Origin of the sequence: Micromonospora sp. L32 (assembly GCF_052068055.1) — a bacterium.
Classification (GTDB): Bacteria; Actinomycetota; Actinomycetes; order Mycobacteriales; family Micromonosporaceae; genus Micromonospora; species Micromonospora purpureochromogenes.
Window position 1 is genome coordinate 1 of sequence record NZ_JBQHDD010000002.1, and the last position, 14,758, is coordinate 14,758.

14 protein-coding genes and 2 tRNA genes are annotated in these 14,758 nt (G+C 72.7%); 7 read left to right on the plus strand and 9 right to left on the minus strand.

Translation table 11 applies throughout. The features are described from left to right. The first annotated feature begins 576 nt into the window (after positions 1–576). A complete protein-coding gene (locus ACTMTB_RS04550) occupies positions 577–804 on the plus strand; it encodes a hypothetical protein (protein ID WP_441142666.1) in 228 nt (75 codons plus the stop codon). Positions 805–811: 7 nt separating this feature from the next. On the opposite strand, the gene ACTMTB_RS04555 is transcribed toward ACTMTB_RS04550, so the two are convergent. The 7 genes from ACTMTB_RS04555 to ACTMTB_RS04585 form a co-directional block, all read right to left on the minus strand. Then, positions 812–1,609 (minus strand): carbon-nitrogen hydrolase family protein, encoded by a 798-nt coding sequence (locus ACTMTB_RS04555; protein ID WP_441142668.1) that lies wholly within the window; start codon positions 1,607–1,609, stop codon positions 812–814. Positions 1,610–1,648: 39 nt separating this feature from the next. Next, the gene (locus tag ACTMTB_RS04560) at positions 1,649–2,482 is read right to left on the minus strand and encodes an EamA family transporter (protein WP_350795819.1); all 834 of its coding nucleotides are present in this window, start codon (positions 2,480–2,482) and stop codon (positions 1,649–1,651) included. Positions 2,483–2,591: 109 nt separating this feature from the next. Continuing rightward, a complete protein-coding gene (clpX, locus tag ACTMTB_RS04565; protein ID WP_210776027.1) occupies positions 2,592–3,887 on the minus strand; it encodes an ATP-dependent Clp protease ATP-binding subunit ClpX in 1,296 nt (431 codons plus the stop codon). Between the two features lie 210 nt (positions 3,888–4,097). Further along, a complete protein-coding gene (locus tag ACTMTB_RS04570; RefSeq protein WP_210776026.1) occupies positions 4,098–4,760 on the minus strand; it encodes an ATP-dependent Clp protease proteolytic subunit in 663 nt (220 codons plus the stop codon). Between the two features lie 10 nt (positions 4,761–4,770). Further along, a complete protein-coding gene (locus tag ACTMTB_RS04575; RefSeq protein WP_088960728.1) occupies positions 4,771–5,412 on the minus strand; it encodes an ATP-dependent Clp protease proteolytic subunit in 642 nt (213 codons plus the stop codon). A 172-nt stretch (positions 5,413–5,584) separates the two neighbouring features. Further along, positions 5,585–6,937: a trigger factor gene (gene tig, locus ACTMTB_RS04580; RefSeq protein WP_441142672.1), complete on the minus strand. Its 1,353-nt coding sequence runs from the start codon at positions 6,935–6,937 to the stop codon at positions 5,585–5,587. Between the two features lie 148 nt (positions 6,938–7,085). Next, positions 7,086–7,159: transfer RNA gene (locus ACTMTB_RS04585), tRNA-Pro, on the minus strand. A 271-nt stretch (positions 7,160–7,430) separates the two neighbouring features. Between ACTMTB_RS04585 and ACTMTB_RS04590 the strand changes: the two genes are divergently transcribed. The 4 genes from ACTMTB_RS04590 to ACTMTB_RS04605 all read left to right on the plus strand — a co-directional run bounded on the left by ACTMTB_RS04590 (position 7,431) and on the right by ACTMTB_RS04605 (position 11,773). Continuing rightward, a tRNA-Gly gene (locus tag ACTMTB_RS04590) sits at positions 7,431–7,504 on the plus strand. Between the two features lie 299 nt (positions 7,505–7,803). Then, complete coding sequence (locus tag ACTMTB_RS04595; RefSeq protein ID WP_441142673.1) at positions 7,804–8,133, plus strand: hypothetical protein; 330 nt, start codon at positions 7,804–7,806, stop codon at positions 8,131–8,133. 309 nt (positions 8,134–8,442) lie between these two features. Next, positions 8,443–11,430 (plus strand): Hsp70 family protein, encoded by a 2,988-nt coding sequence (locus tag ACTMTB_RS04600; protein ID WP_441142675.1) that lies wholly within the window; start codon positions 8,443–8,445, stop codon positions 11,428–11,430. 82 nt (positions 11,431–11,512) lie between these two features. Further along, the gene (locus ACTMTB_RS04605) at positions 11,513–11,773 is read left to right on the plus strand and encodes a hypothetical protein (RefSeq protein ID WP_441142677.1); all 261 of its coding nucleotides are present in this window, start codon (positions 11,513–11,515) and stop codon (positions 11,771–11,773) included. 138 nt (positions 11,774–11,911) lie between these two features. Here the strand turns inward: ACTMTB_RS04605 and ACTMTB_RS04610 are convergent, their stop codons facing one another. Further along, a complete protein-coding gene (locus ACTMTB_RS04610) occupies positions 11,912–12,448 on the minus strand; it encodes a hypothetical protein (protein ID WP_238451741.1) in 537 nt (178 codons plus the stop codon). A 109-nt stretch (positions 12,449–12,557) separates the two neighbouring features. On the opposite strand from ACTMTB_RS04610, the gene ACTMTB_RS04615 reads away from it, so the two are divergent. Both ACTMTB_RS04615 and ACTMTB_RS04620 read left to right on the plus strand, forming a co-directional pair. After that, the gene (locus ACTMTB_RS04615) at positions 12,558–13,793 is read left to right on the plus strand and encodes a GNAT family N-acetyltransferase (protein WP_441142680.1); all 1,236 of its coding nucleotides are present in this window, start codon (positions 12,558–12,560) and stop codon (positions 13,791–13,793) included. A gap of 46 nt (positions 13,794–13,839) precedes the next feature. Beyond that, complete coding sequence (locus ACTMTB_RS04620) at positions 13,840–14,169, plus strand: hypothetical protein (RefSeq protein WP_441142682.1); 330 nt, start codon at positions 13,840–13,842, stop codon at positions 14,167–14,169. 70 nt (positions 14,170–14,239) lie between these two features. Here ACTMTB_RS04620 and ACTMTB_RS04625 read toward each other — a convergent pair whose 3' ends face one another. Next, positions 14,240–14,707: a ribose-5-phosphate isomerase gene (locus ACTMTB_RS04625; RefSeq protein ID WP_154942421.1), complete on the minus strand. Its 468-nt coding sequence runs from the start codon at positions 14,705–14,707 to the stop codon at positions 14,240–14,242. Positions 14,708–14,758: the final 51 nt, after the last annotated feature.

Genomic DNA, 14,758 nt, shown 5'->3' on the forward strand with positions numbered 1-14,758 from the left:
CCAGTCCGGGGTATAAATCATAATTGGCACTGGCTTTTCAAGCACCCTGTTGAGTTCTCAAAGAACAACCACACACCATCCGAAAGCTCCACACCGTGGAACCCCCGTCTGGGGCAACCTCTCTAACTTACCCGGTCCGACTTTCGCTGTCAACCTCGCGTTCGAGGTGATCAACTTGGTACGGCCCGATCCACGCTGACGCTCACCGTGTCCGGTGGTCGTTTCTGTCGTGGGAAGTCGGCAGACCGGCCGATCGCCGCTTCGCGGCCACCCGCCCGGCTCCCTGCCGGCTTTCGAACTCTACCCGGTCGGTCTCGCGATCGCAACCCCGTCTTCCGGGGTGTCTCGCACCGCCCGCTCCTCAGCCTCGCTCGGCGTCTCCGCCACGAGCCTGGTACCCGCTCTCGGCCGGTTTGTCCGGCCTCCCGCGTGCAGAGAGAAAGTTACGCGGACTGGCCCGGAGAAGGCAAATCAATGATCGTCATTGGCGGATCCGGCGTGCGGTCCGGCGCCCCGCCGGCGTACCCGATCGGATCGGCGCGCCGGCCGGCCCGGCGGCGTGCCAGAGTGGCTGCCATGGATCCCGTGTCCCGATCCCCGGCGGTCACCCTCGCCGACGAGGCGCTGCTCGGACTCCTGGCGCCCTTCTGGCAGCTGGTGATCGCCGCGGTCGTGCTCGCCGTCGTCGTGCTCTCGATCGCCCGGCTGGCCCGGCGCGGCCGGTCCCGGATGACCACCGCGTTGCTCGTCACCGCCGCCGCGATCGTCGGCCTGACCGTGATCGGCGTACTCGTCCAGGGATGACCGGCGCTCAGAGCCGCCGGTTGGCGAGGCTGGGCAGCTCGGTACGGATGGTGTGCAGGCGGTCGAGGTCCAGCTCGACCACGCTCAGCCCAGGGCCGTCGGGCACCTGGCCGAGCACCGTCCCCCACGGGTCGACCACCATGCTGCGCCCGAAGCAGGTGCGCTCCGGCTCGTGGTCACCGATCTGACCGGCAGCGGCCACGAAGCACTGGTTCTCGATGGCCCGCGCCCGCAGCAGCACCTCCCAGTGGTCCCGGCCGGTGTGCATCATGAACGCGGCCGGCACGACCAGGAGCTGCGCTCCCCCGTCGACGGCCAGCAGCCGGTAGAGCTCGGGGAAGCGCAGGTCGTAGCAGATCGACAGACCGACCCGCAGACCCTCGACGTCGACGACCACCGGCTGGTCGCCCGGGGCGACCGTCGCCGATTCGAGGTACGACACCCGCCCCGGGATCTCCACGTCGTACAGGTGGATCTTGCGGTAGCTGGCGGCGAGCGAGCCGGAGCGGTCGAACACCAGGGAGGTGTTCCAGGTGTGCGCCGGATCCGGGCCGGCCTCGTGGAACGAGCCCGCCACCACCCAGATGCCGAGCCGCTCGGCGACGCCGGCGAAGAAGGTGCCCACCGTGCCGTCCACCGGCTCCGGCTCCGGCATCGCCTTGGCGGGGCCGAGGTAGTCGACGTACTCCGGGAGGACCGCGAGATCCGCGCCGGCCGCGGCGGCCCTGACCAGCAGGGCCTCGGCGGCGGCCAGGTTGGCCGCCCGGTCGTCGCGGGCGTTGAGCTGGCAGACGGCGACGCGCATGGAGATGAGGGTACGGGCGGACGACGGCCGGGGACAGCGTCAGACGCTGGCGAGCACCAGGGCGCCGGCGGCGAACCCGAGACCGGCCAGCTGCACCGGCCGGAGCCGTTCCCGGTCCACCGCGAGCGCGAGCAGCACGGTGCTGGCCGGGTAGAGCGCCGCGATCGCGGCGACCACGCTCAGGTGGCCACGGGCCGCGGCGGCCAGGTATAGCGCGTTGGCGGCGCTGTCGAGCAGGCCGGCGGCGGCCGCCCAGCCGAGTACTCGCGGACCGATCCGCAGGCGTACGCCGGTGCCGACCGCGAGCGCGACACCGAAGACGATGGAGCTGAGCCGCAGCGCCAGCACCGGCCACATGCCGGCGGCCGGACCGGCCTGGCCGAGCAGGGCGAAGAAGACGCCGAAGAGCGCCCCGGCGGTGAGGGCCAGCCCGATCACCCGGGTGGACACCGCGCCGCGCGCGCCACCCTCGCCGAGGCTGACCAGGGCGATGGCGAGCACGGCCAGCCCCGCCCCGCAGAGCGCGAGGGTGCCGGGCCAGCGGGCGGTCAGCAGCCCGGCGATGATCGGCACCACCGCGGCGGTGATCGCCGTGACCGGCGCCACCACGGCCATCATCCCGGCGGCGAGGGCCCGGTAGAGCAGCATCACCCCGGCGGCGCCGGCGACGCCCGCACCGAGCCCCCACGCCAGGTCGACGGCGGTGGGGGTGCCGGGTACCACCAGCACCAGCAGGAGCAGCAGCGGCACGCTCAACACCTGGGAGACCACGGTGACGGCGACCGGGTCGGCGCGGCGGGACGCCTTGCCGCCCGAGAAGTCGGCCGTGCCGAAGGCGACCGCGGACACCGCCGCCAGCATGATGGGGAACATCGGACGGTCCTACCAGACGACGGGCGGACCCGGCCAGTGTGATCCCGTACCGAACGACGGCACGGCCACCAGTGGTGGCCGTGCCGTCGTCGTCAGTGTGGTGCGCCGGTCAGGCGGACTTCTCCTCGCGCTCCCGGCGGGCCCGGCGGCCGGTGAACTCCCGCGGGACGATGGTCGGGTTGACGTTCTCCAGGACCACCTCGCGGGTGATCAGCACGCGGGCGGCGTCCGGGTTGCTCGGCACCTCGTACATCGCGGAGAGCAGGACCTCCTCGATGATGGCGCGCAGGCCACGGGCACCGGTGCCGCGCAGCATCGCCTGGTCGGCGATCGCCTCCAGCGCCGGCTCGTCGAACTCCAGCTCGACCCCGTCCAGCTCGAAGAGCCGCTGGTACTGCTTGACCAGCGCGTTGCGCGGCTCGGTGAGGATCCGGACCAGGGCGCTGCGGTCCAGGCTGCGCACGTTGGTGATCACCGGCAGCCGGCCGACGAACTCGGGGATCAGCCCGAACTTGAGCATGTCCTCCGGCATCACCTGGCTGAAGATGTCGTCGGTCGACCGCTCGGAGACCGACCGGAGCCGGGCGCCGAAGCCGGTGCCGCCGTGGCCGGTGCGGGCCTCGATGATCTGGTCGAGACCGGCGAAGGCGCCACCGCAGATGAACAGCACGTTGGTGGTGTCGATCTGGATGAACTCCTGGTGCGGGTGCTTGCGTCCGCCCTGCGGCGGCACGTTGGCCACCGTGCCTTCCAGCATCTTCAGCAGCGCCTGCTGGACGCCCTCGCCGGAGACGTCCCGGGTGATCGACGGGTTCTCCGACTTACGGGCGATCTTGTCGACCTCGTCGATGTAGATGATGCCGGTCTCGGCGCGCTTGATGTCGTAGTCCGCGGCCTGGATCAGCTTGAGGAGGATGTTCTCCACGTCCTCGCCGACGTACCCGGCCTCGGTCAGCGCGGTGGCGTCGGCGATGGCGAACGGGACGTTCAGCATCCGGGCCAGCGTCTGCGCCAGGTGGGTCTTGCCGCAACCCGTCGGGCCGAGCAGCAGGATGTTGGACTTGGCCAGCTCGACGGCGTCGCTGCCGGAACCCGGCGCGCCGGCCGCCTCGGCCTGGATCCGCTTGTAGTGGTTGTAGACCGCGACGGCGAGCGCCTTCTTGGCCTGGTCCTGACCGACGACGTAGTTGTCGAGGAACTGGCAGATCTCCATCGGCTTGGGAAGCTCTTCCCACTTCACCTCGCCGGACTCGGCCAACTCCTCCTCGATGATCTCGTTGCAGAGATCGATGCACTCGTCGCAGATGTAGACCCCGGGGCCCGCGATGAGTTTCTTGACCTGCTTCTGCGACTTGCCACAGAAGGAGCACTTCAGTAGGTCGCCGCCGTCACCGATCCGTGCCACCTACGTTCTCCCTGCACTCGTCGGCCGGAACGCCGGCCCTGACCTGCGGGCGCCGCGCGCCCGTCCGTCTCGATCCCTGCCGCCGGCCCGACCCGGCCAGCGGTACGGAACCGACGTTACCCGCTGACGGAGGTTTCTCCGACCCCCAAAACGGGTGTGTCAGAGGTCGGCCGGAAACGACGCTCCGACCGACCTCCGACCCGGTACTGCTCAGGTAGCGGCCTGGGCCGCCAGGAGACCCTTCTTGCGGCTGGTCAGGATCGTGTCGACCAGCCCGTACTCCTTGGCCTCCTCGGCCGTCATGATCTTGTCCCGGTCGATGTCCTTGCGGACCTGCTCGATCGGGCGGTTGCAGTGCCGGGAGAGCATGTCCTCCAGCTGGGTCCGCATCCGCAGGATCTCCCGGGCCTGGATCTCGATGTCCGAGCCCTGCCCGTAGCCGCCCTCGGTGGCCGGCTGGTGGATGATGATCCGCGAGTTCGGCAGCGCCATCCGCTTGCCCGGGGTGCCGGCCGACAGCAGGACCGCCGCCGCGCTGGCCGCCTGACCCAGGCAGACGGTGGAGATGTCCGGACGGACGTACTGCATGGTGTCGTAGATCGCCGTCATCGCGGTGAACGAGCCACCCGGCGAGTTGATGTACATGATGATGTCGCGGTCCGGGTCGGTGCCCTCGAGCGTCAGCAGCTGCGCCATCACGTCGTTGGCGGACGCGTCGTCCACCTGGACGCCGAGGAAGATGATCCGGTCCTCGAAGAGCTTGTTGTACGGGTTGGACTCCTTGACCCCGTACGACGTGCGCTCGACGAACGACGGCAGGACGTAGCGGTTGTGCACGGCCGCGAACTGGGGCGGCAGGCTCAGATCGGTCATCGTCAGCTCCTCAGCTCAGGGTCCCGGCGCCATCCGGAACCTGAGCGGCCCCGATGATCACCTTGTCGATGAAGCCGTAGTCCATGGCCTCCTGGGCGGTGAACCAACGGTCCCGGTCCGAGTCCGCCTCGATCTGCGCCTGGCTCTGGCCGGTGTGGTGCGCGACCCGCTCCTGGAACATCCGCTTGGTGTAGAGCATCTGCTCGGCCTGGATCGCGATGTCGGAGGCCGTGCCGCCGAGACCACCGGACGGCTGATGCATCATGATCCGCGCGTGCGGGAGGGCGTACCGCTTGCCCTTCGTGCCGGCGCAGAGCAGCAGCTGGCCCATCGAGGCCGCCATGCCCATCGCCACGGTCGACACGTCGTTGTCGATGAACTGCATGGTGTCGTAGATCGCCATGCCGGAGTAGACCGAGCCACCCGGCGAGTTGATCCAGAGGTTGATGTCGCGGTCCGGGTCCTCCGCCGCGAGCAGCAGCAGCTGCGCGCAGATGCGGTTGGCGACCTGGTCGGTCACCTCGCTGCCCAGGAAGATGATCCGCTCCTTGAGCAACCGGTTGTAGACCGAGTCGTCGAGGTTGCCAATGGAGTCGCCACCGCGGGCCTCGATCGCCCGGAGCGACTTCTTGGGGATGTGCATGTCGGTCATGGCAGCCCTTCGCTCTCCGTACCGTCCTCACCGACACTAACCGCTCAGCCGGGTGATCGACTCCCGGTCGGGGCACTGTTCGCTCTCAGCGCAGTTGTGCCTCCGACCTACCCGGAAAACGGTTTCGGCCGCCGTCCACCGCAACGGGCGGACGGCGGCCTACCGGGGAAGATCAGTGCTCGTGGTCGTGCTCGTGAGCCTGCTCGCTCTCGGCCCGCAGCGCCTCGAGGGTGACCTCGTTGCCGGCGGTGTCCTTGATCTTGATCTTCTCCATGACGGCGGCGAGGGCCTTGCCACGACGGACGTCACCGAAGACGGCGGCGGCCGCGCCGGAGCGCACCAGCTGGTCGTAGTACTGCTGCGGCGCCATGCCGGCGCGCTGCGCGCGGTGGACGATCTCGTGGCCGAACTCGTCGTCGGAGACCTGGACGTCCTCGGCGTCGGCCAGCGTGTCCAGCAGGAGCTGGATCTTGACGCCCTCGGTCGCCGCCTCGTTCAGCTCGGCGTCGATCTGCTCCTCGGTCTTCTCCTCGGCGGCGAGGTACTCCTCCAGCGAGGCGCCGATCCGCTCCAGCTGGTCGATCATCGCCGCCTTGCGGCTCTCGACCTCCTCGCGGACGACACCCTCCGGCGCCGGCACCTCGGCGGCCCCGACGAGCTGCTCCAGGGCCTTGTCCCGGGCGGCGTAGATCTGCTCGACCCGCTTGCCCCGGGTGACCCGCTCGCGCAGGTCGTCGCGGAGCTCGGCGATGGTGTCGAACTCGCTGGCCATCTGGGCGAAGTCGTCGTCCAGCTCCGGCAGCTCCTTCTCCTTGACCGTGCGGACGGTCACCGCCACCTCGGCGTCCCGGCCGGCGAAGTCGCCGCCCACGAGCTGGGTGGTGAAGGTGGTGCTCTCGCCGGCGGCGAGGCCGACCACGGCCTCGTCCAGCCCCGGCAGGAGCTGCTTGCTGCCGACCTCGTGCGAGATGTTGCTGGCCGAGCCGCCCGGCACCTCCTCGCCGTCGACGGTGGCGTTCAGGTCGATCTGGACGTAGTCACCCTCCTGGGCGGCCCGCTCGACCGTCTTCAGGGTGGCGAACCGCTCGCGCAGGCTCTTGACCTGCTCGTCGATCTCGCTGTCGTCGATCTGCAGCTCGTCCACGGTCACCTCGACGGTGGCCGGGTCCGGCAGGGTGATCTCCGGGCGGACGTCGACCTCGGCGGTGAAGTTGAGCGAGTCACCGTCGTTGAACTCGGTGATCTCGACCTCCGGGCGGCCGAGGGTCTTCAGGTCGTGCTCACGGACCGCCGCGAGGATGTTCTGCGGGATGGCCTCCTGCACCGCCTCGTTGAGGACGGTGCCCCGGCCCACCCGCTGGTCGATGACGGCGGCCGGCACCTTGCCCCGGCGGAAGCCGGGAACCTGCACCTGCGAACCGATCTCCCGGTACGCCTTCCTGAGGCTCGGCTCGAGCTCGACGAACGGCACCTCGATGGCGAGCCGCACGCGCGTCGGGCTCAGAGTCTCGACGGTGCTCTTCACAGGCGTACTCCTTGACGGATCTCAGTTTGAGTCTGGGCGTGTTTGCGCGCATCGAGTGTAGGCGAGCCGGGCTGCTGCTCCGGCAGCGCCCGGGTACCGCGCGACAAAAATCGGCGACGGCCCGGGCGACCCGGCCGGCGGACGACAGTCGGGGTGGCGGGATTTGAACCCACGGCCCCTCGCTCCCAAAGCGAGTGCGCTACCAAGCTGCGCCACACCCCGTGGCGACGAGAAGTGTATGCCGTCGGCACCGGCCGGAGGTGCCGGGGAGGCCCCCAACCCGCCGAACCCCCACCAACCGGACGGCCCCGGGCCGCCTGGCGGCGGCCGCCCTGGCCGCACTTTCGGAGAAAGAGTGGCCTCCGGGCGATGCGAGGCCACTCCCTTCTCTTGAAGTGCGCGGAGCACGGGAGGGGACGCGTGGATATGCCTGTGCGCGGTGGGTGGGGCGACCGGGTAGGCTGTCGGCGCGTCCCGTCGTGGCGGGGCGACTGCGGGCGTAGCTCAATGGCAGAGCTTCAGTCTTCCAAACTGACGGTGCGGGTTCGATTCCCGTCGCCCGCTCCAAAAGACCTCCGGCCCAGCTCGGAGGCACTTCCCCCCGATCCTGCGCCGGCGGGCCACTGCACTTGATCTTGCCGGCCACACCTGGGCCGCCAGCTGTCGCGGCCAGCTTGGCGCGCCGGCCGATCCAAGCCTTGCCTCCGACGGGGCGCTCTGGTTTCTGGGATGGGCAGCCATCCCGCCCACCGTCGAACCAGCGGAGCCGAGCAGCCCAGCGCCACCAGTGTGTGGGTCGACGGTGGACGGGATGGCACGGGAGCGGGGCCTCGGTACAGTCACGGCGATTCCGGGGTGGTGACGACGTGGCAGAGGTCGACAAGGCAGTCGAGCGCATCCGGGCGACGGGGGCATATCGGCTGCTCGTCGTCGGATACCGCTGCCTATTGCTCGGGCCGCTCATGATGGGTGTGTCCATCGGCGTGATAGCCCTCTGGTCCCGGAAGCCACCACTGGCGTTCGTCCCGATCATCATCACGTTCGCGACGGTGTTTGTCGGGGCGGCCGCCGTATGGGTTGGGCTGCTAACCCTGTACTCCCGTCGGCTGATGCCACGTGGCGGCACCAATCGACACGCCGCCCTGATGAAGGCCCTGCGGCGGGACCTGACGGCGCCAGTGAGGCGGGGCAAGTAGCGGCACGGGTACAGTCCCCGGCCGCGTGCCGAATCCGCCCGGTGGCGCAGCCTGCTGGCGAGCACGGTCCTCGCCGTCCTCGTCGTCGCCGCCTGGTTGAGGCCGCAGTCGACCACTCTGTACACCTGGCTCCTCGACCAGCCCCAGCCTGTGCGCCGACACACGATCGTCCGGCCATCGTGGTCGCCGTCGGTCCGTCGCGCACTTCCGTTTCGGCCGGCGGACGGAGCCGGGCGGTCGATCAGGTCTGCTGCATCGGCTGCGTACGATGCGGAGCCGGGCAACTCATGGGCGTGGAGGTATCGACCGATGGCAGGCCAGCAGGACGGGTTCGCCCTCGGCGTCGACCTCGGCACCTCCAACACCGTGGCTGTGCTGCGCTGGCCGGACGGCCGGACCCGGCCACTGCTCGTCGACGGCCAGCCGATCCTCCCCTCCGGCGTGTACGCCGACGCCGACGGGCGGCTGCACGTCGGCCGGGACGCGCAGCGGCTGGCGCAGGCCGACCCGGCCGGGTACGAGCCGAATCCAAAGCGGCGGGTGGACGAGCCGAGCGTGTCGCTGGGCGGGCGGCCGTACCCCCCGGCGGAGCTGCTGGCGGCGACCCTGCGCGCGGTGGCGGAGTCGGCGGTCGCGGCGGCCGGCTTCCTGCCCCCGGCGGTGGTCACCTACCCGGCGGCCTGGGAGGCGCCCCGACGGCAGGTGCTGCACGAGGCGCTGGCACTCGCCGGCTGGCCCACGGCCGCCGAGCACACCATGTCCGGGCCGATCCCGCCCGGGACCCGCCTGCTACGGGAGCCGGTGGCCGCCGCCCGCTACTACACCGACATGCTGCGCCGGCCGGTGCCGGTCGGCGGCGCGGTCGCGGTCTTCGACTTCGGCGGCGGCACGTTGGACGTCGCCGTGGTTCGCAACGAGGGCGCCGACCCGTGGGGGGACTCCGGCTTCACCGTGATCTCCACCGGCGGGGTGGCCGACCTGGGCGGGCTGGACCTGGACGCCGCCCTGGTGGGCCGGCTCGGGGAGCTGGTCGCCGACGCCGATCCGGCACGGTGGGCCCGGCTGACGACGCCGGAGACGGCCACCCAGTGGCGGGACCGGCAGCAGCTCTGGGACAACGTGCGCGGGGCGAAGGAGATGCTGTCGCGGGCCATTGTCGCCCCGGTCGCCGTACCGGGGGTGGAGACGGCGGCGCGGCTGGACCGGGCCGACCTGGAACGGCTCGCCACTCCCCTGCTGGCCCGGGCGGTGGCGGAGACCCGCGAGGTGATCGCCGCCGCGGGACTCACCCCGGAGCGGCTGGCCGGGCTCTTCCTGGTCGGCGGCTCGTCCCGGATACCGCTGGTGGCCCGGATGCTGCACGCCGAGCTGGGCATCGCGCCGACCGTGCTGGAACAACCCGAGCTGCCGGTCGCCGAGGGGGCGCTGACCGACCTGCCGATGCCCCGCCCACAGTCCCGGCCGGCACCGGTCGCCGCCGGAGCACCCGGCCACGCCCCGGCGGCGGCAGCGGCACCCGGAGGACCCGGGCACGCGGCGCCGCATGGGACGCCGGGCCGAGCGGCGACGCCGCATCAGACGCCGGGGCAGGCGCCAGGGACGCACGCGTCACCCGGCGACGCGGCGGCGCACGGAACGCCGGGCCAACCGGCGACGCCCCATCAGACGCCGGGGCACGCACCGGCGACGCCGCACCAGGCGCCGGGGCACGCGCCGGCGGCACACGGGTCGGCCGGCGACGCGGCGGGAGTGGCCGATGCGACGGCGAAGACGGCGACGGCGGCGACCCTCCCCCGGCCGGCACCGACCCGGCCCGACCCGTACCTGCCCGGGCAGGCGGTGTCGCCGGCAGCCGGGACGGTGGCGGGCTGGCCGGGCGTACCCCAATCGGCTCCGCCGGTGTCGCCGGCACCCGGCGGTGGTCCGACCGGGCCGGGACGGTCCCGGCGGGGGCTGTGGATCGCGCTCGGCGCGGGCCTCGCGGTCGTCGGGGTGCTGGCCGCGACCGTGCTGTGGCTGACCCGGGACCGCTACCCGGCGCTGGAGTTCCGGACCCTGGAGGTGGTGGCCACGCCGAAGGCCGGCGCGGAGCGCGCGACCGCCGTGTTCACCTCGGTCCTGGACGACCGCGCCTATCTCGCCCACCAGCTGGCCGACGACCGGCTGGAGGTGGTGGCGGTCGACGCGGGCAGCGGGGACGAGCTGTGGCGCAAGGTCACCCCGGTCGGCGCGCAGCGGTGGGCCGGGATCCGCGCGCTGCCCGGCGGGGTCGCGGTCCTCGCGGACGCGTCCGGCGACAGCACGCCGCGCGACCTGCTGGTCCTCGACGCCGGCTCCGGCGACCAACGGTGGCGGCTCTCCGTGCACGGCGACGACGACCTGCACTACACCCGGGACACGGTGGTCTGGGTCGACCGGACCGGCGACCGCCTGGTCGGCCTGCGGATGCGCGACGGCCACGAGGAGTGGCTCCAGGACAGCCCGCGCGACGAGTACGGCGGCAAGCGGACCCGGGTGGTGCGGGTCAGCACCCCGGAGGCGTTGGGCGGTGCCGGGTTCGTCACCGGCGCGCCCACGGCGCCCTGGCTCGGTACCGGCGGCCGGCTGGTGCAGGTGGGCGCCGACCGGTCGGTCCGGTTGATCGACATGGACAGCGGTGACGTGCTGCGCAGCCGGCCCAACGTGGCCGACGTCGACGACCTGGTGGTGGCGCACGCCGACCGGCTGTACGTCACCGAGGACGAGCGCGGTTACCGGCTGCTCGGGTACGACCTGGCCAGCCTCGGCGAGCCGGACGTGCTCCACACCGCCCCCGACGACGGGCGACGGCCGCAGTCGCTGGTCGCCTGCGGCGAGCACCGGGCCTGCCTGCTGGAGGTGCCGGACGGCGAGACCGCGAATACCGAGGTGGTGGCGGCGACCGAGGGCAAGGGCAGCCGGCACTGGCCGGCCCCGGAGGCCGACGGGCTGGTGCCGGTCGGCGAGCACCTGTTGGCCCGGCGGGACTCCCCGCAGTACGCCGTCACCCTCTTCGACGCCGACGGCAGGGCGGTGCTGCCCGACCGGGACGGCGTGGCGGTCCGGTTGGACGCCGGCAACGTGCTGGTCTTCGCGGAGCCGCCGAGCACCGCCGAGGACGACCGCAGCCTCGCCGGCATGGCGGTGGGCGGAAAGTCGCCGTTCGAGATGGGTGAGCTCAAGGACGTCCGCAGCGAGTCCTGCTCGTGGAACGCCTCGGTGATCGCCTGCGGCCGGGAGAAGGACTTCGTGCTGTACCGCTTCGCCGGGGACGACTGAGCCCCACGGCCGGGGCCGACTGCGGCGGACGGTCGGCGGACGAGTCGTTTTCCCCCGGTTCGCCCTGGGTAGGGCAGTCGGCATGGAGACGAAGACGAACGCGTACCTGGTCGGTGGCCCCCGTGACGGCAGCACCCAGCAGGCGGAGAGCGCCCTGCTGGAGATCGAGCTGGACGGCATGATCCACCGCTACGTGCGCACCACGAAGCAGCACGGCGAGGACGGCACGGTCTACAACTACGACGGCATGGTCGCGCCGGACGGCGGGCAGCCCGGCGTCGAGGACCCGGCGGCCCGGGTCGCCTCGCCCAAGTCGGACGCGGAAGGGCACGGCACGGCGTGACGGCGCGGCCGGGGCGCGGATGAACCGCGGCCGGCGGGGTAAGCACCGCCGGCCTGGTGGAGAACGACCCGTTGTCGCGGCCTCCCGCGACCGGAGTCGCGGGCGGGTCGGCCCCGGCCGATCCGCCCGCGACGTACGTCAGTTGCCGGTGACGAAGTTCCAGACCGACACGACCCACTCGGTCTGCTGGAGGTAGGCGACCCCGACGCCGACCAGGAAGATCGCGGTCACCAGGTGCGCGCCGCGTGCGCCGCGCCGGATCCGGCCCAGCTGACGCTCCCAGATCACCCGCCCGATCAGGCGGGAGAGCGCGAACAGGCCGACCGCCACGAGCAGGCTCAGCACGAAGGTGAGCAGCGGCGCGCCCAGGTCGCCCCGCCCGGAGATGGCCCAGATCCCCCAGCAGACGAAGGCGAAGAGCGCCCCCGCCATGCTCCACTCGCGGCCCTGGCGCAGCTGCGCCAGGTGCCAGCTCATCGGCCGGCGCGGCGCCGGCTCGTTCCAGGTGTGCTCGTCGGCACCCACGGTGGGGAACTGCTCGGTGCGTGGGGTGCGCGGCCGCCCGACGGAGGCGACGCCGGGGCGGAACGCGTCCCGCTGCGGCGGCACCCCGACACCGGGCTGCGGCGGCACCTCGACTGTCCGCTCCGCCCACGGTTGTGTCTGGTCTGCCATCTCGTGTCCTCCCCTGACCGGTGCCGGCCTCCGGCCGGCCCGCCGTCTTCGAGGGTAGCCAGCCGGCAAATCGGTCGCCGCCCCGCCGACGATGGGCTAGACAGGGGCGATGACCCACCCCGTCGCCGACGTGCAGGTCCCGGCCGCGTCCGACTTCGACGAGATCGCCGACCTGATGGGTGACGCGTTCCACAACGCGTTCGACACCGACGCCCGGGAGGCCGAGCGGGGCATCTTCGAGCCGGCCCGGTCGCTGCTGGTCCGCGACGGGGGTCGACCGGTGGCGCACGCCTCCGCCTTCACCCGGACGCTCACCGTCCCCGGGGCGACGGTGGCGGCGGCGCACGTCACCATGGTCGCGGTGGCCGTCACCCACCGCCGCCGGGGGCTGCTCAGCACGCTGATGGGTCGCCAGCTTCGGGAGATCTACGACACCGGCCGGGAGCCGGTCGCGGTGCTGTGGGCCAGCGAGGGACGGATCTACCCCCGGTTCGGCTACGGCCTGGCCGCGCAGCGCCTCGCCGTCGAGTGCCCGGCCACCGCCGAGCTGCGGCTGCCAGAGCCGGCGTCCGCGGCGGGCACTCTCCGCCTGGCCGACCCGGTCGCGTCGCAACCCGAGCTGGCCCGGGTGTACGACCGGGTGCGCCCGGACCGCCCCGGCTGGTCGGACCGGGACGAGCGCTGGTGGCGGTACGTGCTGGCCGACCCGACCGCCTGGCGGGGCGGGGCGACCCCGCGCCGGGCGTTGCTGCACGAGGGGCCGGACGGCGTGGACGGGTACGCGCTCTGGCGGACCCGGGAGGAGTGGGACCAGCGCGGGCCGCGCGGCCAGGTACGGGTGGACGAGGTGGTCGCCACCGACCCCGAGGCGTACCTGGCGCTGTGGCGGACGCTCTTCTCGATCGACCTGACCCGGCAGCTCTCCTGCGGCCGGGTCGCCGTGGACGAGCCGCTGCTGCGCCTGGTGGACGAGCCCCGCCGGCTCGGCGCCCAGTTGGTCGACGCGCTCTGGGTGCGGGTGGTGGACGTCCCGGCCGCGCTGGCCGCCCGCCGGTACCCGACCGCCGTCGACGTGGTGGTCGACGTCACCGACGAGCTGCTACCGGAGAACACCGGGCGCTGGCGGCTCACCGGCGGCCCCACCGGCGCGGTGTGCGTCCGCACCGACGACCCGGCGGAGCTGGCCTGCGACGTACGCGGCCTCGGCGAGCTGTACCTCGGCGGCGTGGCACCGGCCGCGCTGGCCGCCACGGGCCGGCTCCGCGAGCTGCGTCCCGGCGCGCTCGCCGCCGTCGGACCGGCCTTCGGCTGGCACCGCGCCCCGGGGGCGATGGAGGTCTTCTGAGCGCCGGCGGGGCCACCGGGGCCGGTGCGGGCGGTACGGTCGGCTGATGGCGGATGCGGAGCGACGGCGACGCCGGCTGCGGCACCAGCCGGACGGGGTGGCCGGGGACGGCGACGGCCCGACGGCGGCCACGGGCGAGGTGCACGACGGCACGCCCGCGCCCCGGGCGCGGCGCGGCGGCGGGGCCGAGGAGAGCGAGCGGGGCCTGCGGGGGCTGGTCGGTTCCGGTTCCTCGCAGGTGGGGGTCGGCGCGGCGCTGCGGGCCCGGGACGCCGCCCGGCCGACCGACGAGGACCTGGCCGAGGCGGAGGCCCGGCTGGTGATCGTGCGCCGCAACTGGGTGCCCCGCGAGGACCTGCCCCGCTCCGGCCGGTGACGGCCGAGGCCGGCCCGCACGGGCCGGCCTCGAACGGGGACCGGCCCGGTGGGGCCGGGTCAGTCGACGGTCAGGGCAGCTCGGGGAGCTGGCGGGTGCGCTCGTACTCGGCCATCTGGGCGATCCGGCGGGAGTGCCGCGGGTTGCCCGAGAAGGGCGTGGTGAGGAACGCCTCGACGATGGCGGTCGCCTCGTCCAGGGTGTGCTGGCGGGCGCCGACGGCCACCACGTTGGCGTCGTTGTGCTCCCTGCCGAGCTGGGCGGTCTCGACGTTCCAGGCCAGCGCCGCCCGGACGCCGGCGATCTTGTTGGCGGCGATCTGCTCGCCGTTGCCGGAGCCGCCGATGACCACCCCGAGGCTGCCCGGGTCGTTGACCACCCGGTCACCGGTGTGCAGGCAGAAGGCCGGGTAGTCGTCGTCCGGGTCGAAGGCGTGCGGCCCGACGTCCACCAGCTCGTAGCCCTGCTTGGCCAGGTGGTTGGCCAGGTGCACCTTCAACTCGAAACCGGCGTGGTCGGATCCCAGGTAGACGCGCATACCGCGCAGTCTGTCAGGCCCCGCCCCGGCACGTCGCGCGGGCGGCGAACC

Excerpts from the sequence above, each read along its gene's own strand:
- ACTMTB_RS04550 (WP_441142666.1), top strand. The coding sequence starts at position 577 with ATGGATCCCGTGTCCCGATCCCCGGCGGTCACCCTCGCCGACGAGGCG.
- ACTMTB_RS04555 (WP_441142668.1), bottom strand. The coding sequence starts at position 1,609 with ATGCGCGTCGCCGTCTGCCAGCTCAACGCCCGCGACGACCGGGCGGCC.
- ACTMTB_RS04560 (WP_350795819.1), bottom strand. The coding sequence starts at position 2,482 with ATGTTCCCCATCATGCTGGCGGCGGTGTCCGCGGTCGCCTTCGGCACG.
- ACTMTB_RS04570 (WP_210776026.1), bottom strand. The coding sequence starts at position 4,760 with ATGACCGATCTGAGCCTGCCGCCCCAGTTCGCGGCCGTGCACAACCGC.
- ACTMTB_RS04575 (WP_088960728.1), bottom strand. The coding sequence starts at position 5,412 with ATGACCGACATGCACATCCCCAAGAAGTCGCTCCGGGCGATCGAGGCC.
- ACTMTB_RS04600 (WP_441142675.1), top strand. The coding sequence starts at position 8,443 with ATGGCAGGCCAGCAGGACGGGTTCGCCCTCGGCGTCGACCTCGGCACC.
- ACTMTB_RS04605 (WP_441142677.1), top strand. The coding sequence starts at position 11,513 with ATGGAGACGAAGACGAACGCGTACCTGGTCGGTGGCCCCCGTGACGGC.
- ACTMTB_RS04610 (WP_238451741.1), bottom strand. The coding sequence starts at position 12,448 with ATGGCAGACCAGACACAACCGTGGGCGGAGCGGACAGTCGAGGTGCCG.
- ACTMTB_RS04615 (WP_441142680.1), top strand. The coding sequence starts at position 12,558 with ATGACCCACCCCGTCGCCGACGTGCAGGTCCCGGCCGCGTCCGACTTC.
- ACTMTB_RS04620 (WP_441142682.1), top strand. The coding sequence starts at position 13,840 with ATGGCGGATGCGGAGCGACGGCGACGCCGGCTGCGGCACCAGCCGGAC.
- ACTMTB_RS04625 (WP_154942421.1), bottom strand. The coding sequence starts at position 14,707 with ATGCGCGTCTACCTGGGATCCGACCACGCCGGTTTCGAGTTGAAGGTG.